Raw genomic sequence first — 21,762 nt, forward strand, 5'->3', positions numbered from 1 at the left:
CCATCGCAGCACGGCCGCCGGCTATACGCCCCGGCTATCGGACGGCGCCGGGCGAACTTGAGCGGCGCGCCCCGGGGGTGGCCCGTGGCTGTGGCGCATGCGCCGCACTCGCCGCACTCGCCGCACTCGCCGCACCGGAACCAGACCGGCTCGGCGGCCACCTTCCGCCCCATGGCACGCCTGGCTGGCGTGACGGGCGCGGCACGCGGGGCATTCCGCGCCCTGTCTCAGCGCGCGGCGGCTTCGGGCGGCGCCGGCCAGCGGCGTGCCGAACACCGAGGCAAAGCCCGCGCTGATGCCGCCATCAGCAGGATGCGCCCGATCGGCAGGTTGTGGCCTCCCGCCACGGCGCCACCGGCGCGGGCGGCTTGCGGACTGCCGGCCTGCTGGGCGGCTACTGGCGGAGCGGCTACTGGCGGACCTGCTACTGGCGGAGCGGCTACTTGCTGACCGAGAACGCGGGCAGTTCCAGGCCCTTGAACAGCGCCGGGCTCGGAGCCGCCTCCGACCTGGCCTGCGCCGAACAGCTGCGCCGGATCGCCTCCAGTTCGCGCTGGCCGACCTGTCCGCCCCGCTCGACGATGGCCTGGAACAGCCGCGAACCCGCGTCGTCGCAGGCGTGCAGGGCCTGCAGCGCGGGCCAGACGAAGTTGATGCCGACCAGCGCGGGAAGGCCGATCAGCAGGCAGGGTAAGGCGGACTTGAGCATGGGGGCGGTCAATGATGCGTTACAGCAAGGATTAACGGCGCCCGCCGCGCCAACTGAACCCGCCGCCGTCCCCGCCCTCCGTCCCCGCCTCTCCCGGCCGCCGCGCGAGGAGTCCTCCTGGCGCGCCGCCTCAATCCTTCGGCCGGAAGGTGATGGTGAAGCGTGTCGGCAGGCGGCCGTCGTCGGGCAGCGGGAAGGGCGCGGACAGCGCCACCGCGCGCATCACCGCAGTGTCCCAGCGCGCGTCGCCGCTGGACTGCACCAGCCGGGACTGCAGCAGGCTGCCGTCGCCGCGCAATTCCACCATCACCACGGCGGCAGGGTTGCCCGCGATCTCGGCGTCGACGCGCACGTTCGGCCGCACGCGCCGCCGCACCGCATCGGCGAAGGCGCGCGCCGACGACGTACCCGTGCCGGCAGCCGGCATGGGCGCCGCGGCGGCACCGGCGGCCGGCAGCAGGCCATCCAGGTCCTGCAGGCTCGCCTGTCCGGTGGCGGGCGGCGGTGCCTTGGCGGCAGCGGGCGCAGCCGCCAGCGACGCCACCGATGCCACCGGCGCCTCGGTCTGCGATGGGGCGGCCCGGCCCGCCGTGCCGGCGCCGGCACCTTCGAGCCGGCTGCCCTGGCCAAGGGCGATCTCGCGGCAGCCCGGCAGCATGTGGTCGCGGATCAGGCCGTTGGTCAGGTCCACCGCGAACACGGCGCCGCGCTCGGCCAGCGGGATCACGGTGCCGCCGCGCCCGAAGTCGAAGCTGCCGCGCCAGACCGGCCGATGCCCTTGCATGGCGCCCAGCGTGGCGAGATAGTGGATCGAAATGCGGTTGCCGCCGCCCATCATGACCACGCCGCCGCCATGGGCGATGGTCAGCAGCGTATCGGCGCGGAAATCGGCGGCGCGCTGGACCGGCGTGCGCTGGTCCAGTTCCAGCCCCGACAGTTCGACGAAACCGGCGGTATTGCCGCAGGCGCCGACGATCTCCTGGAACTTCTGCTGGAAGGCCTGCGAGAACTCGCTGCCCCAGCCCATGCCCGCGCCGGTGGCGACATAGATGCGGCCGGGCCGGGCGACATAGTCCGAGGCATGGTTGGTCTGCACCACGGTGGCAGGCGCGCAGCCGGCCAGCAGCACGGCGGCGAGCAGGGAGAGCGCCGCGGGCAGGCGCGGCACGGAGCATGGCGGGATCGGCAGCAGCATCGGCGGGCAGGGAGCGTGACGGATGGGCCCGATTCTACGGGAGCGCGGGGGCGGCATGGCGCGGTTCTGCCGAGCCCGCCCCGCCCCGCCCTGCCGGGGGCGGCGCGCATCGGGCTCAGCGCAGCGCCGGCCGCGCCGCCAGGCCTCCTCCCTCGACACCGCGCGGCCATGGCTGCGCCAGCGGGAGGCGCAGCCGCGGCGCGCCCGCCAGCGACCGCGCCGCGTGCATGGCGATGCCGAAGCGGTCGTAGAAGGCCGACGCCAAGTCGCCCTGCGGCGGCCAGCCGGCCGCCCGCTTCACCTGGGCCGCGGCATGGCCTGCCAGGGTTTCGAACAGGGCACGCATCAGCCGCTGGGTGCGGCACAGCTCGGTCAGCGCCGTGCCTTCCGAGAACAGCATGCGGCGCAGCTGCGGCGGCGGGATATCGAGCAGCCTGGCGATGTCGCTCGCATTCCACGCGTGCTGCGGCTGCAGGAAGATGCGGCGCGAGAGTTGCCGGTGCAACGCGCCGTCGACCGCGGGCGGACGCGCCACATGCAGGGCCAGCGCACACGACGAAGGCTGCTCGCTGCTGCCATCAAGGCCGAGCTCGACCGGCTCGAAGGCATCGAGCAGGACCTGCTGCCCGGGCGCCAGCGCGCGCTCGAAGCCGCGCCGCCGGAGGATCACGCGGCCCTGCAGGGCGGCCACCGAGAGCGGGAATGCCGGCAGGAGATGGCGCAGGCTGAGGTGCTGGCAGGCGTGCAGATGGGCGTGCATGGGATGTGGGGGCAGACGGTTCCGGCCGCCATCATCGCCGCCGGCCGCCGTGGCCGCTATCTGCATTTCCCGAAGCTAACGTTCGGCCGGCCGTAACGCCCGCGCCGCTGCCGCCCTTCCCGCCGCCGCGCCTGCCACGGGGCGGCCCGATTCACTATAATCGCGGGACTGTCCGCCTGTCCCATCGCACCGCCGCCACCCCGCTGCGGCATGCCCTGGGCCCCATAACGATTCGAGCGATGCGCGCGATCCCCGCGATCCACCCGCTCCGAGACACCGCCGCCCGCAGCAGTCATGCGCTTCGACCTGGTCGACCTGAAACTCTTCACGCATATCGCCGAGGCCAACAGCCTGACGCGGGGCGCGGAGCGCTCGCACCTCTCGCTCGCGGCGGCCAGCACCCGCATCAAGAACCTCGAGGAACACGTCGGCGTCAAGCTGCTCAGCCGCAGCAACCAGGGCGTGAAGGTCACCGGCGCCGGCGAGACCCTGCTGGCCCACGCGCGCCGCGTGATCCGCCAGCTCGAGCAGCTGAGCGGCGACCTGCAGGAATACGCCTCCGGCGTGAAGGGCCACGTGCGCGTGCTGGCCAATACCACCGCGATGAGCGAGTACCTGCCCGCGGTGCTGCGCACCTATCTGGTCAACCACCCGGACGTGACCATCGAGATGCAGGAGCGCCTGAGCCCGGACATCGTGCGCGCGGTGCAGGAGGGCATGGTCGACATCGGCATCGTCGCCGGCAATGTGCGCACCGAAGGCCTCGAGGTGATGCCGTACCGGCACGACCGCCTGGTGCTCGCCACCGCGCTGAGCCATCCGCTGGCGCAGCGCCGGCACGTCGGCTTCATCGACACGCTCGACTACGACTTCATCGGCCTGCCGGAGGCCAGCGCGATCCACAACTTCCTCAAGCGCGCCGCCGGCGACCTGCAGCGCGCGCTGCGCTGGCGCGTGCAGGTCAGCAACTTCGAGACCGCCTGCCGCATGATCGAAGCCAACGTCGGCATCGGCGTGCTGCCCGAGAGCACGGCCAGCCGCCACGCGCGCACCATGGCGCTGCAGATCGTGCGGCTGGAGGACGAATGGGCGGAACGCAAGCTGCAGATCTGCGTGGCCGATCTCGCCGCGCTGCCGGTCTTCGCGCGCAAGCTGGTGGACCTGCTGGTCGAGGACGGCCTAGGGCGCCAGGACTGAGCGGGGAAGACAGCCAACACCGCCGGCCAAGCATAGTGTCCTGGCTCCCTCTCCCCGCACGGAGAGGGCGGGGGTGAGGGGTGGTCTAGCAAGGCGCCAAGCCCAGCGAAGCCAACGGTGTGATCCAGCGCGCGAGCACAGAGACGAAGCCAACGGTGTGATCCAGCACGCAAGCACGGAAACAAAGCCGATGGTGTGATCCCACTCGCCACGGCCTGCCAGCGCCTGCCCTCACCCCCGGCCCCTCTCCCGCAGGCGGGAGAGGGGAGCGAACCGGCGCGATGCGAAACCCAACGCGCTTGCCGAAGCCGACGAGATGCACCAACACCGAGCGCCAAGCACACGGTCTTGGCGCCCTCTCCCGCAGGCGGGAGAGGGGGGCAGACCAGCGGGGAGCCAACCGGCGCACCGCCGGCGGCTAGCGCGGCTCCGCCAGCATGCCGCGCAGCTGGAGCTTGAGCAGCTTGCCGCTCGCGGTGCGGGGAATGGTGGCGACGCGCAGGATGCGCTGCGGCCGCTTGTAGGGCGAGAGGCGTTCCTTCAGGTAGGCCTGCACCGCCGGCACGTCGAACGCTTGTCCTTCTGCCACCTCGACGAAGGCGACCACTTCCTCGTCGCCGTCCTGCCCCGGCATGCCGACCACCGCGGAGACACGGATCGACGGATGCGCATTGAGCACCGACTCGACCTCGATCGGATAGACGTTGAAGCCCGAGCGGATGATCAGGTCCTTGGTGCGGCCGACGATGAAGAGCGCGCCGTCCTCGTCGAGCCGGCCGATGTCGCCGGTGTTGAGCCAGCCGTCGGGACGCAGCGCGGCGGCGGTGAGTTCCGGCGCGTGGTAGTAGCCGCGCATCACGCCCGGCCCCCTGACCCACAGCTCGCCCGGCGTGCCGGCCGGCACCGGCTGACCGTCGGCGCCGACCACGCGCAGCTCCGCGCCCTCGACGATCTGGCCCGCCGAGCAGTCGGCGCGCGGCTGCTCCATGCGCGTGACGAACAGGGAGCCGGCGTACTCGGTCATGCCGTAGCCGTGGTGCAGCGGCAGGCCGAACAGGGCCTCCACCTCGCGCTTCAGCGTCAGGTCCAGCGGGCCGCCGCCGGTGTAGAGGTAGCGCAGCCGGCCCCACGGCTGCGCGCCGGGGCCTTGCGCGCCTGGGCCTTGCGCGCGTAAGTGGGCCAGGATGCGGCTGAACAGGGTCGGCACGCCCTGCAGGATGGAGATCTCGCCCGCGCGCAGCGCCGCCACCACGTCGGCGGCGCTGAAGCGGGCGCACAGGTACAGGCTGGCGCCGGCCTGGAAGGTGGACAGCAGCACCGTCGCCAGCCCGAACACATGCGACATCGGCATCAGCGCATAGGCGCAGTCGTGCGGCCGCAGCCGGCGCGACGCCACCGTGACGCGGGCATAGTGCAGCAGGCCGCGGTGGGTGACCATCACCCCTTTCGGCTGCCCGGTGGTGCCGGAGGTATAGAGCAGCGCGGCGACCTCGCGCGCGACCGCTTCGGGCTCGCGCGGACTGGCCGTGTCGAGCGCGCCCGCCATCAGCGGGCCGAGGCCGGGCAGCACGCTCTCCAGCGCGCGATAGCGCACGCCATGGCGCAGCGCGTCCGGCGACGCGCCATGGGTGAACAGCGCCAGGCGCGGCCGGCAGTGCGCATGGATCTCATCGACCTCGCGCTCCGACAGGCGCGCATTGACCACCACCGGCCAGGCGCCGAGCTCCGACAGCGCGAACAGCAGCGTGATCACCGCCAGGCAGTTCTCGGCGACGACCAGCACGCGATCGCCGGTGGCCACGCCCTGGTCCTGCAGGTAGGCGCGCGCCGCTTCCACGTTCGCCCACAGCTGCGCATAGGACACCGTGCGGCCGTCTTCGACCACGGCCGTATCGTCGGGGGCCAGCCCGGCGCGCTGGCGCGGGATATCGCTGATCCGCTGCGCGGTGGTGGGGGGCGGGGACATCTCGCTGGGGTTCCTGGGCAAGGCGGTCGATCGGCGGGCGGGGCCCGGCGGGCCCCGATGGGTGCCAGTGTAGGGTCGCCCGGGACGGGGTGCAATCGCCGGGCGCGACGTGCCCGGCGCGGGGCGGCCCGCCCCCGCCCGGGGGAGGGCCGGCCGGGGCTCAGAACGAGCGCGGCAGGCCGAGGATGTGCTCGGCCACGTAGGAATAGATCAGGTTGGTCGAGATCGGCGCCACCTGGTACAGGCGCGTCTCGCGGAACTTGCGCTCCACGTCGTACTCGCAGGCGAAGCCGAAACCGCCATGGAACTGCAGGCAGGCGTTGCCGGCCTCCCAGCTCGCCTTGGCCGCCAGGTACTTGGCCATGTTCGCCTGGGCGCCCATCGGCTGGTGTGCGTCGAACAGCTCGCAGGCCTTCCAGCGCATCAGGTTGGCGGCCTCCAGCTCGATGAAGGTCTCGGCGATGGGGAACTGCACGCCCTGGTTCTGGCCGATGGGGCGGCCGAACACCTGGCGCTCCTTCACGTACTGGGTGACGCGGTCCATGAACCAGTAGCCGTCGCCGATGCACTCGGCGGCGATCAGGGTGCGCTCGGCATTGAGGCCGTCGAGGATGTACTTGAAGCCCTTGCCCTCCTCGCCGATCAGGTTCTCCTCGGGAATCTCCAGGTCCTCGAAGAACAGTTCGTTGGTCTCGTGGTTGACCATGTTCGGGATCGGACGCACGATCATGCCCTTCTTCTGCGCCTCGTGCAGGTCCACCATGAAGATGGACATGCCCTCGCTCTTCTTCTTGACCTCGGCCAGCGGCGTGGTGCGCGCCAGCAGGATCATCCAGTCGCTGTGCTGCACGCGGCTGATCCATACCTTCTGGCCGTTGACGACGTAGCGCCCGTCCTTCTTCTCGGCCTTGGTCTTGATCTTGGTGGTGTCGGTGCCGGTGGTCGGTTCGGTCACGCCCATGGACTGCAGGCGCCACTCGCCGGAAGCGATCTTGGGCAGGTACTTCTGCTTCTGCGCTTCGGAGCCGTGGCGCAGCAGCGTGCCCATGTTGTACATCTGGCCGTGGCAGGCGCCGGAGTTGCCGCCGCAGCGGTTGATCTCCTCCATGATGACCGAGGCCTCGGTCAGCCCCAGGCCGGAGCCGCCGTACTCCTGCGGGATCAGCGCGGCCAGCCAGCCGGCCTTGGTGAGCGCGTTGACGAAGGCCTCGGGATAGGCACGCTGCTCGTCCACCTTGCGGAAGTACTCGTCCGGGAACTCGGCGCACAGCGCGCGCACCGCGTCGCGAATTTCCTGGTAGTTGTTGGATTGGGTCTGCTCGATCATGGAAACGTTCGGCGTGTTGGCTGTTCAGGGCCCCCGGGCTTGCCGCGCAAGCGCCGGCGGTGCGGCGGCGCGGGCCGGCACGGCGGCGGCGGGCCGCTGCCCGCGCACGCCGGACCCGGTCCACGCCCGTGTCTGGTACGTCAGGTCCGCATGGTCGGGCCAGTCGGCCGCCGGCGCAATCAGCGTTTGCGGAAGCGCGTCTTCGCGTGTGCTTAAGTCCTGCCCGGATCGCGCCGGGATCGCGCCGGGATCGTGCCCCCCGCGGCGCCGCGCCAGGCCGCTCCGCCGCCGCCTTGCACTTCACTTCCACCCCACGGTCGCGCCCCACTTTCACCATTGCCGAAGGCGGCCATTGGCATTGTCGAATAGCGCAAAACGCCGTTTGGCGAGATCCTGCCGGCAATTTCCGTACACAAGAGAGGGACCGACATGGCAGGCATGATGCAGGACAAGGTGGTGGTGGTGACGGGCGCCGGCGGCGGCATCGGGCGCGATATCGCCCTGGCCATGGCCGCCGAGGGCGCCAAGGTGGTGGTCAACGACATCGGCACCTCGACCAACGGCGAAGGCCAGGATGCCGGTCCCGCGCAGCGCGTGGTCGAAGAGATCCAGGCCGCCGGCGGCCAGGCGGTGGCCAACACGGACAGCGTGTCGGAAGCCAACAGCGCGGCCCGCATCATCGCCTGCGCCGTGGACACCTTCGGCCGCGTCGACGGCGTGGTGAACAACGCCGGCATCCTGCGCGACCGCTTCTTCCACAAGATGAGCGTGGACGAATGGGACGCCGTGCTCAAGGTGCACCTGTACGGCAGCTACTACATGAGCCGCGCCGCCGCCAACCACTTCAAGGAGCAGGAGGGCGGCGCCTTCGTGCACATGACCTCGACCTCGGGCCTGATCGGCAACCTGGGCCAGGCCAACTACAGCGCCGCCAAGCTCGGCCTGGTGGCGCTGTCCAAGAGCATCGCGCTGGACATGCAGAAGTTCAACGTGCGCTCCAACTGCATCGCGCCGTTCGCCTGGAGCCGCATGATCGGCTCGATCCCCACCGACACGCCCGAGCAGCAGGCGCGCGTGGCCAAGATCCAGCAGATGACGCCCAACAAGATCGCGCCGCTGGCCGTCTACCTGCTCTCCGACGCTGCCCGCGAGGTCAATGCCCAGGTCTTTGCCGTGCGCAACAACGAGATCTTCGTCATGAGCCAGCCGCGCCCGCTGCGCTCCGTGCACCGCAGCGAAGGCTGGACGCCCGGCTTCATCGCGGAACACGGCATGCCGGCGCTCAAGGCCGCCTTCGTGCCGATGGAGCGCTCGGGCGACGTGTTCTGCTGGGATCCGGTCTGAGCCGACGCGAGCGGCAGGAACCACCCGGCAGCACCCGCAGCACCCGCAGCACCCGCAGCACCCGCAGCACCCGCAGAACCCGCAGAACCCGCAGAACCCGCAGAACCCGCAGAACCCGCAGAGCCCGCCAGCAGCACCAACGATCCGAGCCAGCGACCAGGAGGAGACACCCATGGCCATCCGCTACGACCACCTCAAGCAGCGCGCCTTCGCGCCCATCCGCCAGCACTACGCCGAGCGCGACACCATGCTGTACGCGCTCAGCCTGGGCCTGGGCAGCGACCCGCTGGACGAGGCCGCCCTGCCCTTCGTGTTCGAGGGCAAGGCCGGCGGCCTGCGCGCCCTGCCCACCCAGGCCGTGGTGCTCGGCTATCCGGGCTTCTGGGCGCGCGAGGCCGACACCGGCATCGACTGGGTCAAGCTGCTGCACGGCGAGCAGCGCATGCGCCTGCACCGCCCGCTGCCGGCCAGCGCCGACATCGTCGGCCACAACCGCATCACCCACCTGAGCGACAAGGGCGAGGGCAAGGGCGCCATCATGGTGACCGAGCGGCGCCTGGAAACCGCGCAGGGCGAACTGCTCGCCACCGTGCAGCAGGTCTCCTTCCTGCGCGGCGACGGCGGCTACAGCCTGCGCGACGGCGGCCAGCCCAGCGACGCGCCGCTGCCGGCGCTGCAGCCCGTGCCCGAGGAGCGCGCCCCGGACTTCACCGACACCCGGGCGATCCGCCCCGAGGCCGCGCTGCTGTACCGCCTGATGGGCGACTACAACCCGCTGCATGCCGACCCGGCGGTGGCCGCCGCGGCCGGTTTCGCGCGCCCCATCCTGCACGGCCTGGCCAGCTACGGCCTGGTGGGGCATGCGCTGCTGCGCCAGTGCGCCGGCGGCGACCCGGCCCGCCTGCGCGCGCTCGACATCCGCTTCGCCGCGCCGGTCTACCCCGGCGAGACGCTGGTGACCGAGATCTGGCGCGTGCCGGGCCAGCCGAACCACTTCCAGCTGCGCGCCCGCGTGGCCGAGCGCGACAAGGTCGTGCTCAGCCACGGCTGGGCCGAGCTTGCCTGAGCCGCTTGCCTGAGCCGGCCCGAACGCCGACACCGGCCGACACCGGGCGACAGCGGCCGGCACCGGCCGGCATTCCGCCCGACCGCCATCCCGCCGCCGGCCGCAGCCCGGCCGCCGGCCTGCCCCCCCTGCCCCCTGCCCCCTTAGGAGCTACCGTTCCGTGGACACGCAAACCCTGGCCTCGCGACTGCAGGCCCTGATCCGCCCCGGCGACACCGTCTGGTGGGGACAGGCCACCGCCGAGCCGCTGACCCTGACGCGCGCGCTGGTCGGGCACCGCCACGCCATCGCCCAGGGCGGGCGGCTCGGCATCTTCGTCGGCATCGGCCAGGCCGACACGCTGCAGCCCGCGCAGGCCGACGTGTTCGACTTCTTCGGCTACGCCGCCAGCGGCCCGCACCGGCAGCTGGCCAAGGCCGGCGTGCTGGACATCGTGCCCAGCCACTACTCGCACCTGCCCGGCCTGATCCGCGCCGGCACGCTGCCGGCGGACGTGGTGCTGGTGCAGGTGTCGCCCGCCGACGAACTGGGCCGCCACAGCCTGAGCGTGGTGCACGAATACATGCCGGCCGCGCTCGACCGCGCCCGCGTGGTCATCGCCGAGGTCAATCCCGCCCTGCCCTGGACCCATGGCAGCCGCTACCTGACGGCGGACGACATCGACCTGCTGGTGCCGGCGCAGTATCCGCCGCTGGACCTCGGCCGCGGCGCCCCCGGCGAGGCCGAGCAGGCCATCGCGCGCCATATCGCCGGCTGGATCGAGGATGGCGCCACCTTGCAGATGGGCATCGGCAACCTGCCCGAGGCGGTGGTGGCCGCCCTGCACGGCCACCGCGACCTGGGGCTGCACAGCGGCGCCGTCGGCGACGGCATCGCCGCGCTGGCCGAGGCCGGCGTGCTGACCAACGCGCGCAAGACCGTCGACACCGGCCTCGGCATCGGCGGCATCCTGATGGGCGGCGAGCGGGTGCGGCGCTGGGCCCACCGCAACGCAGGCTTCGAGCTGCGCGAGACCCGCTATACCCACGACCCCGAGGTGCTCGCCGCCAGCCACAAGCTGGCCGCCATCAACGCCGCGATCGAGGTCGACCTGACCGGCCAGGTCAATGCCGAGGTGGCCGCCGGCGTCTACGTCGGCGCCGTGGGCGGCGCGGTCGACTTCCTGCGCGGCGCGGCGCGCAGCCGCGGCGGCCTGCCCATCGTCGCCCTGCCGGCCACGGCCAAGGACAGCAGCCGCATCGTGGCGGCGCTGTCCGGCCCGGTCAGCACGCCGCGCGCCGACGCCGGCCTGATCGTCACCGAATACGGCGTGGCCGACCTGCGCGGCGCGACGCTGTCGCAACGCATGCGCCGCATGCTGGACATCGCCGCGCCGGCGCACCGCGCCGAGCTCGAACGGCAGGGCCATGCGCTGCTGCGCCAGTGCGGCGCGGTCTTCGTGGCCCAGCCGGGACCGGCGGCCGCGGCCTGACATGCCGGCCGCCGATCCCGCCTGACCGACCCAGCCCATTCCACAGACCTTCCCAAGGAGACTCCCATGCGCAGAGCCGCAATCGTCACCCCCCTCCGCACCCCCGTCGGCACCTTCGGCGGCAGCCTGCGACCGGTGCCCGTCGAGGAACTGGCCGCCACCACGGTGCGCGCCGTGGTGCAGAAGAGCGGCATCGATCCCGCCCGCATCGACGACGTGGTGTTCGCCCAGTCCTACGCCAACAGCGAAGTGCCCTGCGTGGGCCGCTGGGCCGCGCTGCAGGCCGGCCTGCCGGTCGAGGTGCCGGGCATGCAGCTCGACCGCCGCTGCGGCGGCGGCCTGCAGGCCATCGTCACCGCCGCGATGATGGTGCAGAGCGGCGCCGCCGACGTGGTGATCGCGGGTGGCGTGGAGAGCATGAGCAATATCGAGTACTACACCACCGACATGCGCTGGGGCGCGCGCTCGGGCAATGTGCGCTTCTTCGACCGCCTCGACCGCGGCCGCGAACGCTCGCAGCCGGTGGAGCGCTTCGGCAGGATCTCCGGCATGATCGAGACCGCCGAGAACCTGGCGCGCGACTACGGCATCAGCCGCGAGCAGGCCGACGCCTTCGCCGTGCGCAGCCACGCGCGCGCCGCGGCGGCGTGGGAAGCGGGCCGCTTCGCCGATGAGATCGTGCCGGTCCAGGTGCCGCAGCGCAAGGGCGACCCCGTCGCCTTCACGCGCGACGAGGGCTTCCGCCCCGATACCTCGCTGGCCAGCCTGGCCAAGCTGCGCGCGCTGATGCCCGACGGCACCGTCACCGCCGGCAACGCCAGCCAGCAGAACGATGCCTCCGCCGCCTGCCTGATCGTGGCCGAGGACAAGCTGGCCGAGCTCGGCCTCACCCCCATGGCCACGCTGGTGGGCTGGGCGGCCGCCGGCTGCGAGCCCTCGCACATGGGCATCGGCCCGGTGCCGGCGGTGAAGAAGCTGCTGGCGCGCCTGAACCTGACGCTGGAGCAGATGGACCTGGTCGAGCTGAACGAGGCCTTCGCCTGCCAGGTGCTGGCCGTGCTCAAGGGCTGGGACTGGCACGACCAGGATGCCATCGAGCACAAGCTCAACGTCAACGGCTCCGGCATCTCGCTGGGCCACCCGATCGGCGCCACCGGCGTGCGCATCCTGGCCACGCTGCTGCACGAGCTGCAGCGCCGCGGCGGCCGCTACGGGCTGGAAACCATGTGCATCGGCGGCGGCCAGGGTATCGCCGCCGTCTTCGAGCGCTGCTGACGCGGCGCCGTTCCCCCTGAAGCGCAGCACCCCGCGCCCGCGCGCCGGCCCGTCCGGCGGCGCGGCGGGCGCGGCCGTGCCTGCGTTTCCTGCGTTTCCTGCGTTTCCTGCGTTTCCTGCTTTCCGCTTCCTGTTTTCCGCTTCCCGCATTACGAAGGAGATTGTCTTGATGTCCGCTTCACGCCGCCGCCTCCTGCTGTCCACCCTTGCCCTGTGCGGCGCGGCGCTGGCCACCGTCCCCGCGCACGCGCAGGCCGGCGGCCAGCCGATCCGCCTGGTGGTGGGCTACGCCGCCGGCGGCCCTGCCGACCAGGCCGCGCGCCTGTTCGCCGTCGCGCTGGGCAAGAGCCTCAACGCCAACGTCATCGTCGACAACAAGCCCGGCGCCAACGCGACGCTGGCCGGCCGCGAGGTGGTGCGCGCCCGCCCCGACGGCAACACGCTGTGGTTCGCCGCCAGCGCCGCGCTGACCGTCGCGCCCAACATCATGCGGCACCTCCCGTTCGATCCGGCCAAGGACCTCACGCCGGTGGCACCGGTGGCGCGCTACTACAACATGCTGGTGGCCAACCAGAAGGAGCCGTTCCGCACCACCCAGGAACTGGTGGCCTACGCCAAGGCGCACCCCGGCAAGCTCAGCTACGGCTCGTCCGGCGTGGGCAGCTCCAACCATATCGCCGCGGCCCTGTTCGCCCGTCAGGCGCAGATCGAGCTGAACCACATCCCCTACAAGGGCAACGCGCCGGCCATGACGGACACCATCGGTGGGCAGATCGACCTGCTGTTCGACATCATCAGCACCGCCAGCTCCTACGTGCACGGCGGCAAGGTCAAGGCCATCGCCGTGGGTTCGCCCAAGCGCAGCCCCGCGCTGCCCGACGTGCCCACCTTCCGCGAGTCCGGCATCGCCGGACTCAAGGACTACGAGGCCGGCGGCTGGTACGCCATCTACGCGCCCAGGGGCATGGCTCCCGAGCTGGCCCGCAAGCTGGGCCAGGCGGTGCAGCAGGCCGTGGCCGACCCCGACCTCAAGAAGCGCTACGCCGACGTCGGCTACGAGCAGTGGAACGGCAACGCGCAGGACGTGGTGAACACGGCCGCGCGCGAGCGCGCCCAGTGGGCCACCGTGCTCCAGGGCGTGACGCTGGACTGAGCGCGCCGCCGCGACGTGCGGCGGTTCCGCCGGTACGAAGGGAGCCCGCAGGTCCAGCAGGTCATCATCGCGCGCAACATGGTGCGCGAAGCGCGCGGCGCCGCCCGGGAAGCGTCGCCCAAAGACCGCCTTCCAAAATCCCGAACTCAGGCGCACGGGCGCCCTCTAGCATGGACGCCCGTGCCTGCCGTGCCTGCAGGCTGCCCGTCCCGTTCGCCCCGACCGCCATGACCGACGCTTCCTCCGTCTCCGCCCCCTCCGCCCCCTCCGCCCCTGCCGGTGCCCCCGGTGCCCCCGGTGCCTTGAGCCACCTGCGCGTACTCGACCTCTCACGCGTGCTGGCCGGCCCATGGTGCACACAGAACCTTGCCGACCTGGGCGCGGACGTGATCAAGATCGAAAAGCCCGGCGAAGGCGACGACACCCGCCACTGGGGCCCCCCGTTCTTCGCCGACGAGGCCGGCGAGCCGACCCGCCAGGCCTGCTACTTCGCCGCCTGCAACCGCAACAAGCGCTCGCTCACCGTGGACATGGCGACCAGCGAGGGCCAGGCGCTGATCCGCGAGCTGGCCCGCCAGAGCGACGTGGTGGTGGAGAACTTCAAGACCGGCGGCCTCAAGCGCTACGGGCTGGACTACGACAGCCTGCGCGAGCTGAACCCGCGCCTGATCTACTGTTCCGTGACCGGCTTCGGCCACACCGGCCCCTATGCCGCGCGGCCCGGCTACGACCTGCTGATCCAGGCCATGAGCGGCCTGATGAGCATCACCGGCCATGCCGACGGCGAGCCCGGCGGCGGCCCGATGAAGGTCGGCGTGGCGGTGATCGACCTGTTCACCGGCATGTATGCCACCACCGCCATCCTGGGCGCGCTGGAGGCCCGCCACCGCACCGGCCGCGGCCAGCACATCGACATCGCGCTGCTGGACGTCGCCATGGCCGTGCTGGCCAACCAGGGCGCCGGCTTCCTCAATGCCGGCAACGTGCCGCAGCGCCAGGGCAATATCCATCCCAGCGTGGTGCCCTACCAGGACTTCCCCACCGCCGACGGCAATATGCTGCTGGCGATCGGCAACGACGGCCAGTTCGCGCGCTTCTGCGAGGCCGCCGAAGTGGACTGGGCGCAGGACGAGCGCTTCGCCACCAATGCCGGCCGCGTGACCCACCGCAAGACGCTGATCCCGATGATGATGGAGGTCACGCGCGGCCGGCCCACGGCGCAGTGGATCACGCTGCTGGAAGCCAAGACGGTGCCGTGCGGCCCGATCAACGACATCGCCCAGGCCTACGACGATCCGCAGGTGCGCCACCGCGGCCTGCGCATCGAGCAGGAGCGCTACCCGGGCGCGCGCCCGCCGGCGTCCGACGGCATCGCCCGGGTGGTCAGCACCGCCAGCCCGCTGCGCCTGTCCGACACGCCGCCGACGCTGCGCCATGCGCCGCCGGCGCTGGGCCAGCATACCGAGGAAGTGCTGCGGGACTGCCTGCAGATCGGCCCGGAGCAGTTCGCGGCGCTGCGCGCCAAGGGCGTCGTGTAACGCTCCTTCCCGCGGCACCGGGCGGCACCGGGCGGCACCGGGCGGCTCCGGGCGGCTCCGTGCGGTGCCGGCGGTCGCGCTCAGTGGCTGATCATCCAGGGCCGCGAGCCCGCCTGCCTGGCGCCCTCGGCGCGCCCCGCCAGCTTCACCGGCCCGCAGCAGCCGCAGCCCGGTCCGTGCCGCGCGCTTTCCTTGGGCGCGCTGGCGCTGCGCTCGTTGAGCGCGTGCGCCTGGCGCGTCGCGGCGTTCATGCTGGCCAGCGCGGGCGCGGCCACCCAGGCACGGGGCGCGTACGCCCCGCAGCCGGGGCAGCGCGCCGCCTCGTCGCGCCGCGCCATCGGCCGCATCACGGCGAAGTCGCCGCAGTCATCGCATCGGTAGTCGTAGGTGGGCATCGGTTCTCCGCAATGGTGGCAACGGTGGGGCGCGACGATCCGCGTCAGGGCAGGTCCGGCGACAGCGGCAGGTCCACGCCGCCCTGGATCATGCGCGCCGGGCCGCTGGCGCTCGGGCGGATGTCGAAGTCGAAGATCTGCGTCGGCAGCCACAGCGTGGCGCAGGCGTTCGGCACGTCGACCACGCCGCTGATATGGCCCTGCACGGGCGCGGTGCCGAGGATCGAGTAGGCCTGGGCGCGCGAGTAGCCGAACTTGGTCAGGTACTCGATGGCGTTCAGGCAGGCCTGGCGGTAGGCCACGTTCACGTCGAGGTAGTGCTGCTTGCCCGCCTCGTCCACCGAGATGCCTTCGAAGATCAGGTAGTCGTTGTAGGCCGGCGTGATCGGGCTGGGCTTGAAGATCGGATTGCGGATGCCGTACTTGGCCATGCCGCCCTTGATCAGCGACACGCGCATGTGGACCCAGCCCGCCATCTCGATGGCGCCGCAGAAGGTGATCTCGCCATCGCCCTGGCTGAAGTGCAGGTCGCCCACCGACAGGCCCGCGCCATCGACGTAGACCGGGAAGTAGACCTTGGCGCCGCGCGACAGGTCCTTGATATCGCAGTTGCCGCCATGCTCGCGCGGCGGCACCGTGCGCGCGCCGGCGGCGGCCGCCTGCTCGCGCGCGTCGCCCTGCAGCCGGCCCATGTGGGCGGTGGCGGCGAAGGGCGGGTTGGCCAGCCCGGGCACGCGGGCGGGATCGCTGGAAATCAGCTCCGCTTCGCGCCGGTTCCACGTCTCCAGCATGGCCTTGTCCGGCAGGCAGCCGATCAGCCCGGGATGGATCAGGCCGGCGAAGTTCACGCCGGGAATATGGCGCGACGAGGTGAACATGCCGTGGAAGTCCCAGATCGACTTCTGCGCCTGCGGGAAATGGTCGGTGAGGAAGCCGCCGCCGTTCTGCCTGGAGAAGAAGCCGTTGAAGCCCCACTGGCTGTCGGCCTTGGCGCCGATGTCGAGCAGGTCGACCACCAGCAGGTCGCCGGGCTCGGCGCCTTCGACGCCGACCGGGCCGGAGAGGAAATGCACGATCGACAGGTCGATGTCGCGCACGTCGTCGGCCGAATCGTTGTTCTGGATGAAGCCGCCGGTCCAGTCGTAGGTCTCCAGGATGAAATCGTCGCCCGGCTTGACCCAGCAGGCCATCGGGATGTCCGGGTGCCAGCGGTTGTGCACGTCGGGGTTTTCGTAGGGCGACTGGGCCAGGTCGACCTGGATCAGGGTGTCTGTCATGGCGATGCCTCCTGCTTGGGATGCCGGTGGTGGGAAGTGGGAAGTGGGAGTGGGAAGGCCGCTCAGACCGAGAGCAGCGCGCGGATATGGCCGACGTCGGTACTGTCGCGGGCGGTCTCGTGGACGAAGCGGCCGCCCTCGATGACCAGCAGCCGGTCGGCCACGTCGAGCGCGAAGCTCAGGACCTGCTCGGAGAAGACGATGGTGATGCCGCGCGTGCGGCGGATCTCGTCGAGCGCGCGCGCGATGTCCTTGATGATCGACGGCTGGATGCCCTCGGTCGGCTCGTCGAGCAGCAGCACCTTGGGCTCGGCGACCAGGGCGCGCGCGATCGCCAGTTGCTGCTGCTGGCCGCCCGACAGGTTGCCGCCCTTGCGCTTGCGCATCTCGAACAGCACCGGGAACATGGCGAAGATGTCCTCCGGAATGCGGCGCGCGCTGCCCTGCTGCATGCCGGTCAGGATGTTCTCCTCGACGCTCAGGTGGGAGAAGATCATGCGGCCCTGCGGCACGTAGCCGAGGCCGGCGCGCACGCGGCGGTAGCTCTCCTCGCGCGCGACGTCGCGGCCGTCGACGCGCACCTGGCCGGAACGCACCGGCAGCATGCCGATCATGGCCTTGAACAGCGTGGTCTTGCCCATGCCGTTGCGGCCCATGATGGCCACCGTCTCGCCCTGCGCGGCCGCGAACGAGACGCCGTGCAGCGCCTCGCTCTGGCCATAGTTGACGACCACGTTGTCGACGCTCAGCATGCGGGCTTCCTCCTGTCGCGTTGGATTGGGGCGGCCATCTCAATGGCCCAGGTAGACGTCGATCACGCGCGGGTCGCTCTGCACCTGCGCCATCGAGCCTTCGGCCAGGATCTTTCCCTGGTGCATCACGGTGACCTTGTGGGCGATCTGCTGCACGAAGTCCATGTCGTGCTCGATCACGATCACGGCGCGCCCCTTGCTGATGCGGCGCAGCAGCGCGGCGGTCTGCTCGCGCTCGCGCACGCTCATGCCGGCGATCGGCTCGTCCAGCATCAGCAGCTGCGGTTCCTGCATCAGCAGCATGCCGATCTCCAGCCATTGCTTCTGGCCGTGCGACAACTGCGCGGCCTCGCGCTCCAGCGCGTCGCCGAGGCCGATCTCGGCAGCCACTCCGGCCACGCGCCGGCGCACCTCGTCGGTGGTGCGGAAGGCCAGCGCGCCCAGCACGCCGCGCCCACGCGGGAAGGACACCGCCAGGTTCTGGAACACGCTCAGGTTCTCGTAGATCGACGGGGTCTGGAACTTGCGGCCGATGCCGGCGCGCACGATCTCGTACTCCGGCAGGCCGCTCATCTCGCGGTTGGCGAACTTGATGCTGCCGCCGCTGGCGCGCGTCTTGCCGCAGATGAGATCGAGCAGCGTGGTCTTGCCGGCGCCGTTCGGGCCGATGATCACGCGCAGCTCGTCGCGGTCGACGTAGAGCGTAAGCCCGTCGATCGCCTTGAAGCCGTCGAAGGAAACCGTCAGGTCCTCGACGGCCAGCATGAAGTCGGTATTGCTCATGGTCGCTCCCGCTCGGGTTCAGGCTCAGGCAGTCTTGGCAGGGATGCCGTCGGCGGGCTCCTGCGGTGTCTCGCCGGCGCGGCGGCCCAGGTACTTGCCGTAGAGGCCGGCCAGCCCGTCGGGAAAGGCCACCACCACGCCGATGAAGAGCGCCGCCATCAGGAACAGCCACAGGTCGGGAAAGCTCTCCGAGAAGTAGGTCTTGCCGGCGTTGACCAGCAGCGTGCCCCACACGGCGCCGACCAGGCTCATGCGCCCGCCCACGGCGGCGAAGATCACCATCTCGATCGACGGCACGATGCCGACGAAGGACGGCGACATGAAGCCGACCTGCAGCGTGAACAGGGCCCCTCCGACCGCCGCCAGCGCGGCCGCCAGGCAGAACACGAAGACCTTGAACATGGCGACGTCGTAGCCGGAGAAGCGCACGCGGTCCTCCTTGTCGCGCATGGCCAGCAGCAGCACGCCCAGCTTGGTGTGCTGGATCCAGCGGCACAGCGCCATGGCGCCCAGCAGCAGGGCCACGTTGACGAAGTACAGCACCAGCCGCGCGCCGTCGGTGCGGATGTCCCAGCCGAGCAGGGTCTTCAGGTCGGTGATGCCGTTGACGCCGCCGGTGTAGCCCTGCTGGCCGATGATCAGCACCGACAGGATCAGCGCCACCGCCTGCGTGATGATGGCGAAGTAGACGCCGCCGACACGGCGCCGGAACATGGCGAAGCCGACCACGAAGGCCAGCAGCACCGGGACGGCGACCACGCCGAGCAGCGCCAGCGGCAGGTGGCGGAACGGCTCCCACCACCAGGGCAGCGCGGTGAGCTGGTTCCAGTCCATGAAGTCCGGGATGCCCGGCGTGGACTGGATCGCGGTGCTCTTCGCATCCGAAGCCTCGAGCTTGAGGAACATCGCCATGGCGTAGCCGCCGAGGCCGAAGAACACGCCCTGGCCGAGGCTGAGCACGCCGCCGTAGCCCCACAGCATGACCAGGCCGACGGCGACGAAGGCATAGCTGAGGTACTTGCCGATCAGGTTCAGGCGGAACACGTCGCACGCCAGCGGCAGCACCACCAGCAGCACCAGGGCCAGCACGGCGTAGCCGAGCCATTCGCCGCGCAGCGCGGCCAGCGCGGCGCGGGGGAGGGATTTCGTGGCAGGCATCTGCAACTCCGGTTAGCGCCGCACCGCGGGGGCGAACAGGCCCTGCGGACGGATCATCAGGATGGTCACGATCAGCAGCAGCGTCAGCACGCGCGCCATCGAGCCGGTCAGGAAGAACTCGGTGATCGACTGCGTCTGCGCGATGCCGAAGGCCGAGGCCACCGTGCCCGCCAGGCTGGCCGCGCCGCCGAAGGTCACCACCAGGAAGGAGTCGACGATGTATAGCGAGCCGCTGGTCGGCCCGGTCGAGCCGATCGTGGTGAAGGCCGCGCCGGCCACGCCGGCGATGCCGCAGCCGATGGCGAAGGTGAGCCGGTCGGTGCGCCGCGTATGGATGCCGGCGGCATTGGCCATGGCGCGGTTGGCGGTGGTGGCGCGCACGCGCAGGCCCCAGCGCGAGCGGTACAGCGCCAGCCAGACCAGCCCCGCCACGCACAGCGTCAGCGCCATCACGAAGAGGCCGTTGATGGGGATGTCGAGGCCGGGCGCCGGTGTCCACGAGCCCATCAGCCAGTCGGGCAGCGTGGGGCTGACCTCCTTGGGCCCGAAGGTCGAGCGGAACACCTGCTGCATGCCGAGCGACAGGCCCCAGGTGGCCAGCAGCGTGTCGAGCGGGCGCCGGTAGAGGTGCCGGATCAGGGCCCACTCGGCCAGCCAGCCGGCGGCGAAGGCGATCACGAAGGCCGCGCCGATGGCCAGCGGGAAGTAGTACGGCATCCAGGCGGGCGCCAGGCGCTCGACCGTGGCCGAGGCCAGGAAGATGGTGTAGGCGCCGATGGTCATGAACTCGCCATGGGCCATGTTGATGACTCCCATCTGGCCGAAGATGATGGCCAGCCCGAGGGCCATCAGCAACAGCACCGAGAACAGGCTCAGGCCGGCGAAGCCCTGCATCAGGCCGATGTTCAGCATGTCGGAGAGACTCATGACCGGCTCCTCGGCTTACTGGTAGCCCTTGGGGAAGGGATTGGGCGGGATCAGCTGCGGCGACTCGGCCACCACCTTGAACTGGCCATCGAGCTGGGCCAGGCCGACGCGCGTCTTGCTCCACAGGTGGTGGTTCGGATCGACCTTGACGTAGCCCTCGGGCGCGCTCTTCAGCTCGATGCCCGGCGAGGCCGCCACCACCTTGTCGACATCGAAGCTGCCGGCGCGCTCGACGGCGGCCTTCCACAGCCAGGGACCGAGGTAGGCGGCCTGGGTGACGTCGCCGATCACCGACTTGGCGCCGTACTTGGCCTTGAAGGCGTCGACGAACTGCTTGTTGTTGGGGTTGTCGAGCGACTGGAAGTACTTCATGGCGGCGTAGAAGCCGGCGATGTTCTCGCCGCCGATGCCGAGCACCTCGTCCTCGGTCACCGAGATGGTCAGCAGGAACTGCTTGTCCGCGGTGATGCCGGCGGCCTTGAGCTGCTTGTAGAAGGCCACGTTGGAGCCGCCCACCACGATGGCGTAGATGCAGTCCGGCTTGGCCACCTTGATCTTGTTGATCAGCGAGTTGAAGTTGGTGTGGCCGAGCGGGTAGTACTCCTCGCCGACCACCTTCAGCTTGAGGAAGTTCTCGATGTGCTTGCGCGCGATCTTGTTCGAGGTGCGCGGCCAGATGTAGTCGGAGCCGATCAGGAAGAAGCTCTTGGCGCCCTTCTGCCTGGCCGCCCAGTCCAGTCCCCAGAGGATCTGCTGGGTGGCTTCCTGCCCGGTGTAGATCACGTTCTTCGACTGCTCCAGGCCTTCGTAGAAGGTGGGGTAGTAGAGCAGGCCGTTCTCCTTCTCGAAGACCGGCAGCACCGCCTTGCGCGAGGCCGAGGTCCAGCAGCCGAACACGGCGGCGACGCGGTCGTTGACCAGCAGCTTCTTCGACTTCTCGGCGAAGGTGGGCCAGTCCGAGGCGCCGTCCTCCTTGATCACCTTGATCTTGCGGCCCAGCACGCCGCCGGCGGCGTTGATCTGGTCGATGGCGAGCTGCTCGGCCTGGATCGAGCCGGTCTCCGAGATCGCCATGGTGCCGGTGGCCGAGTGGAGCTGGCCCACGATGACCTCGCCGTCGCTGACGGCCAGCCGGGTGGTGTTGACCGCCGCGGTGGGCGGGTTGGCGGCGCCGGCCTGGCCGGCCAGGCCCGCCAGCGACAGCGCCGGCAGGGTGGCGATGCCCTGCACCAGCCGGCGCCGCGGCAGCGATACGGCGCGGCCTTCGGCGGGAATGGGCGAGGACGGCGCGGGGCTGGCCCCGTCTCGGTTCTTGTCACGCATGGTCGATGCTCCTTGGCGGCAGGTGGGATAGGGATCGGGTTCGGGATCGGGATCGGTGCCGCGGCGCGGGGATGCTGCGGTGCGGCGTTGAGCGGACTATGCGGCGGCGGCGCCGGCGCGGCCATACGTCATTCAACGTACGCGGC

19 protein-coding genes are annotated in these 21,762 nt (G+C 71.0%); 7 read left to right on the plus strand and 12 right to left on the minus strand.

Annotation, left to right across the window (positions count from 1 at the left end; all coding sequences use genetic code 11):
- Nucleotides 1-439: 439 nt before the first annotated feature.
- The 3 genes from BKK80_RS33965 to BKK80_RS33975 all read right to left on the minus strand — a co-directional run bounded on the left by BKK80_RS33965 (nt 440) and on the right by BKK80_RS33975 (nt 2,664).
- A complete protein-coding gene (locus tag BKK80_RS33965) occupies nt 440-709 on the minus strand; it encodes a hypothetical protein (RefSeq protein ID WP_071017777.1) in 270 nt (89 codons plus the stop codon).
- 130 nt (nt 710-839) lie between these two features.
- A complete protein-coding gene (tolA, locus tag BKK80_RS33970; protein ID WP_071073044.1) occupies nt 840-1,904 on the minus strand; it encodes a cell envelope integrity protein TolA in 1,065 nt (354 codons plus the stop codon).
- 115 nt (nt 1,905-2,019) lie between these two features.
- Entirely contained in the window at nt 2,020-2,664 is a 645-nt protein-coding gene (locus BKK80_RS33975; RefSeq protein WP_071017773.1) for a hypothetical protein, read from the minus strand.
- A gap of 294 nt (nt 2,665-2,958) precedes the next feature.
- Between BKK80_RS33975 and BKK80_RS33980 the strand changes: the two genes are divergently transcribed.
- The gene (locus BKK80_RS33980; RefSeq protein ID WP_071017771.1) at nt 2,959-3,861 is read left to right on the plus strand and encodes a LysR family transcriptional regulator; all 903 of its coding nucleotides are present in this window, start codon (nt 2,959-2,961) and stop codon (nt 3,859-3,861) included.
- A gap of 418 nt (nt 3,862-4,279) precedes the next feature.
- On the opposite strand, the gene BKK80_RS33985 is transcribed toward BKK80_RS33980, so the two are convergent.
- Complete coding sequence (locus tag BKK80_RS33985; protein WP_071039139.1) at nt 4,280-5,827, minus strand: class I adenylate-forming enzyme family protein; 1,548 nt, start codon at nt 5,825-5,827, stop codon at nt 4,280-4,282.
- Between the two features lie 160 nt (nt 5,828-5,987).
- Complete coding sequence (locus BKK80_RS33990) at nt 5,988-7,154, minus strand: acyl-CoA dehydrogenase family protein (protein ID WP_071017769.1); 1,167 nt, start codon at nt 7,152-7,154, stop codon at nt 5,988-5,990.
- 438 nt (nt 7,155-7,592) lie between these two features.
- Here BKK80_RS33990 and BKK80_RS33995 point away from each other — a divergent pair, with 438 nt between their 5' ends.
- The 6 genes from BKK80_RS33995 (at nt 7,593) to BKK80_RS34020 (ending at nt 15,001) form a co-directional block, all read left to right on the plus strand.
- Nucleotides 7,593-8,498: an SDR family NAD(P)-dependent oxidoreductase gene (locus BKK80_RS33995; RefSeq protein ID WP_418235926.1), complete on the plus strand. Its 906-nt coding sequence runs from the start codon at nt 7,593-7,595 to the stop codon at nt 8,496-8,498.
- A gap of 172 nt (nt 8,499-8,670) precedes the next feature.
- A complete protein-coding gene (locus tag BKK80_RS34000; RefSeq protein WP_071017767.1) occupies nt 8,671-9,564 on the plus strand; it encodes a MaoC/PaaZ C-terminal domain-containing protein in 894 nt (297 codons plus the stop codon).
- A 160-nt stretch (nt 9,565-9,724) separates the two neighbouring features.
- Nucleotides 9,725-11,035 carry an acetyl-CoA hydrolase/transferase family protein gene (locus tag BKK80_RS34005; protein WP_071039140.1) on the plus strand — a complete coding sequence of 437 codons (1,311 nt, stop codon included), beginning with the start codon at nt 9,725-9,727 and terminating at the stop codon, nt 11,033-11,035.
- A 66-nt stretch (nt 11,036-11,101) separates the two neighbouring features.
- Nucleotides 11,102-12,310 carry an acetyl-CoA C-acetyltransferase gene (locus BKK80_RS34010; protein WP_071017765.1) on the plus strand — a complete coding sequence of 403 codons (1,209 nt, stop codon included), beginning with the start codon at nt 11,102-11,104 and terminating at the stop codon, nt 12,308-12,310.
- 169 nt (nt 12,311-12,479) lie between these two features.
- Complete coding sequence (locus tag BKK80_RS34015) at nt 12,480-13,463, plus strand: Bug family tripartite tricarboxylate transporter substrate binding protein (RefSeq protein WP_071073046.1); 984 nt, start codon at nt 12,480-12,482, stop codon at nt 13,461-13,463.
- Nucleotides 13,464-13,690: 227 nt separating this feature from the next.
- Entirely contained in the window at nt 13,691-15,001 is a 1,311-nt protein-coding gene (locus tag BKK80_RS34020) for a CaiB/BaiF CoA transferase family protein (protein WP_084545873.1), read from the plus strand.
- Nucleotides 15,002-15,081: 80 nt separating this feature from the next.
- Here BKK80_RS34020 and BKK80_RS34025 read toward each other — a convergent pair whose 3' ends face one another.
- The 7 genes from BKK80_RS34025 to urtA all read right to left on the minus strand — a co-directional run bounded on the left by BKK80_RS34025 (nt 15,082) and on the right by urtA (nt 21,616).
- On the minus strand, nt 15,082-15,396 hold the full coding sequence (locus BKK80_RS34025) for an FmdB family zinc ribbon protein (RefSeq protein ID WP_071039142.1): 315 nt from the start codon (nt 15,394-15,396) through the stop codon (nt 15,082-15,084).
- A 44-nt stretch (nt 15,397-15,440) separates the two neighbouring features.
- Nucleotides 15,441-16,673 carry a formamidase gene (gene fmdA, locus BKK80_RS34030; RefSeq protein WP_071017762.1) on the minus strand — a complete coding sequence of 411 codons (1,233 nt, stop codon included), beginning with the start codon at nt 16,671-16,673 and terminating at the stop codon, nt 15,441-15,443.
- A gap of 62 nt (nt 16,674-16,735) precedes the next feature.
- Nucleotides 16,736-17,425 (minus strand): urea ABC transporter ATP-binding subunit UrtE, encoded by a 690-nt coding sequence (urtE, locus tag BKK80_RS34035; protein ID WP_071017760.1) that lies wholly within the window; start codon nt 17,423-17,425, stop codon nt 16,736-16,738.
- 39 nt (nt 17,426-17,464) lie between these two features.
- A complete protein-coding gene (urtD, locus tag BKK80_RS34040) occupies nt 17,465-18,208 on the minus strand; it encodes an urea ABC transporter ATP-binding protein UrtD (RefSeq protein WP_071017758.1) in 744 nt (247 codons plus the stop codon).
- Nucleotides 18,209-18,232: 24 nt separating this feature from the next.
- Complete coding sequence (urtC, locus tag BKK80_RS34045) at nt 18,233-19,366, minus strand: urea ABC transporter permease subunit UrtC (protein WP_071039145.1); 1,134 nt, start codon at nt 19,364-19,366, stop codon at nt 18,233-18,235.
- Between the two features lie 12 nt (nt 19,367-19,378).
- Complete coding sequence (gene urtB, locus BKK80_RS34050; protein ID WP_071017754.1) at nt 19,379-20,293, minus strand: urea ABC transporter permease subunit UrtB; 915 nt, start codon at nt 20,291-20,293, stop codon at nt 19,379-19,381.
- Between the two features lie 15 nt (nt 20,294-20,308).
- Nucleotides 20,309-21,616, minus strand: coding sequence for an urea ABC transporter substrate-binding protein (gene urtA / locus BKK80_RS34055; RefSeq protein WP_231908196.1), 1,308 nt, complete (start codon nt 21,614-21,616; stop codon nt 20,309-20,311).
- Nucleotides 21,617-21,762: the final 146 nt, after the last annotated feature.

Origin of the sequence: Cupriavidus malaysiensis, from assembly GCF_001854325.1 — a bacterium.
GTDB lineage: Bacteria > Pseudomonadota > Gammaproteobacteria > Burkholderiales > Burkholderiaceae > Cupriavidus > Cupriavidus malaysiensis.

What these genes read in the sequence shown, in the direction of transcription:
- fmdA (WP_071017762.1), bottom strand. Translation starts at nt 16,673, where the DNA reads ATGACAGACACCCTGATCCAGGTCGACCTGGCCCAGTCGCCCTACGAA.
- BKK80_RS33990 (WP_071017769.1), bottom strand. Translation starts at nt 7,154, where the DNA reads ATGATCGAGCAGACCCAATCCAACAACTACCAGGAAATTCGCGACGCG.
- tolA (WP_071073044.1), bottom strand. Translation starts at nt 1,904, where the DNA reads ATGCTGCTGCCGATCCCGCCATGCTCCGTGCCGCGCCTGCCCGCGGCG.
- BKK80_RS33975 (WP_071017773.1), bottom strand. Translation starts at nt 2,664, where the DNA reads ATGCACGCCCATCTGCACGCCTGCCAGCACCTCAGCCTGCGCCATCTC.
- BKK80_RS34020 (WP_084545873.1), top strand. Translation starts at nt 13,691, where the DNA reads ATGACCGACGCTTCCTCCGTCTCCGCCCCCTCCGCCCCCTCCGCCCCT.
- urtD (WP_071017758.1), bottom strand. Translation starts at nt 18,208, where the DNA reads ATGAGCAATACCGACTTCATGCTGGCCGTCGAGGACCTGACGGTTTCC.
- BKK80_RS34000 (WP_071017767.1), top strand. Translation starts at nt 8,671, where the DNA reads ATGGCCATCCGCTACGACCACCTCAAGCAGCGCGCCTTCGCGCCCATC.
- BKK80_RS34025 (WP_071039142.1), bottom strand. Translation starts at nt 15,396, where the DNA reads ATGCCCACCTACGACTACCGATGCGATGACTGCGGCGACTTCGCCGTG.
- urtB (WP_071017754.1), bottom strand. Translation starts at nt 20,293, where the DNA reads ATGAGTCTCTCCGACATGCTGAACATCGGCCTGATGCAGGGCTTCGCC.
- urtC (WP_071039145.1), bottom strand. Translation starts at nt 19,366, where the DNA reads ATGCCTGCCACGAAATCCCTCCCCCGCGCCGCGCTGGCCGCGCTGCGC.
- urtA (WP_231908196.1), bottom strand. Translation starts at nt 21,616, where the DNA reads ATGCGTGACAAGAACCGAGACGGGGCCAGCCCCGCGCCGTCCTCGCCC.
- BKK80_RS33980 (WP_071017771.1), top strand. Translation starts at nt 2,959, where the DNA reads ATGCGCTTCGACCTGGTCGACCTGAAACTCTTCACGCATATCGCCGAG.
- BKK80_RS33985 (WP_071039139.1), bottom strand. Translation starts at nt 5,827, where the DNA reads ATGTCCCCGCCCCCCACCACCGCGCAGCGGATCAGCGATATCCCGCGC.
- BKK80_RS34015 (WP_071073046.1), top strand. Translation starts at nt 12,480, where the DNA reads ATGTCCGCTTCACGCCGCCGCCTCCTGCTGTCCACCCTTGCCCTGTGC.
- BKK80_RS34010 (WP_071017765.1), top strand. Translation starts at nt 11,102, where the DNA reads ATGCGCAGAGCCGCAATCGTCACCCCCCTCCGCACCCCCGTCGGCACC.
- BKK80_RS33965 (WP_071017777.1), bottom strand. Translation starts at nt 709, where the DNA reads ATGCTCAAGTCCGCCTTACCCTGCCTGCTGATCGGCCTTCCCGCGCTG.
- urtE (WP_071017760.1), bottom strand. Translation starts at nt 17,425, where the DNA reads ATGCTGAGCGTCGACAACGTGGTCGTCAACTATGGCCAGAGCGAGGCG.
- BKK80_RS33995 (WP_418235926.1), top strand. Translation starts at nt 7,593, where the DNA reads ATGATGCAGGACAAGGTGGTGGTGGTGACGGGCGCCGGCGGCGGCATC.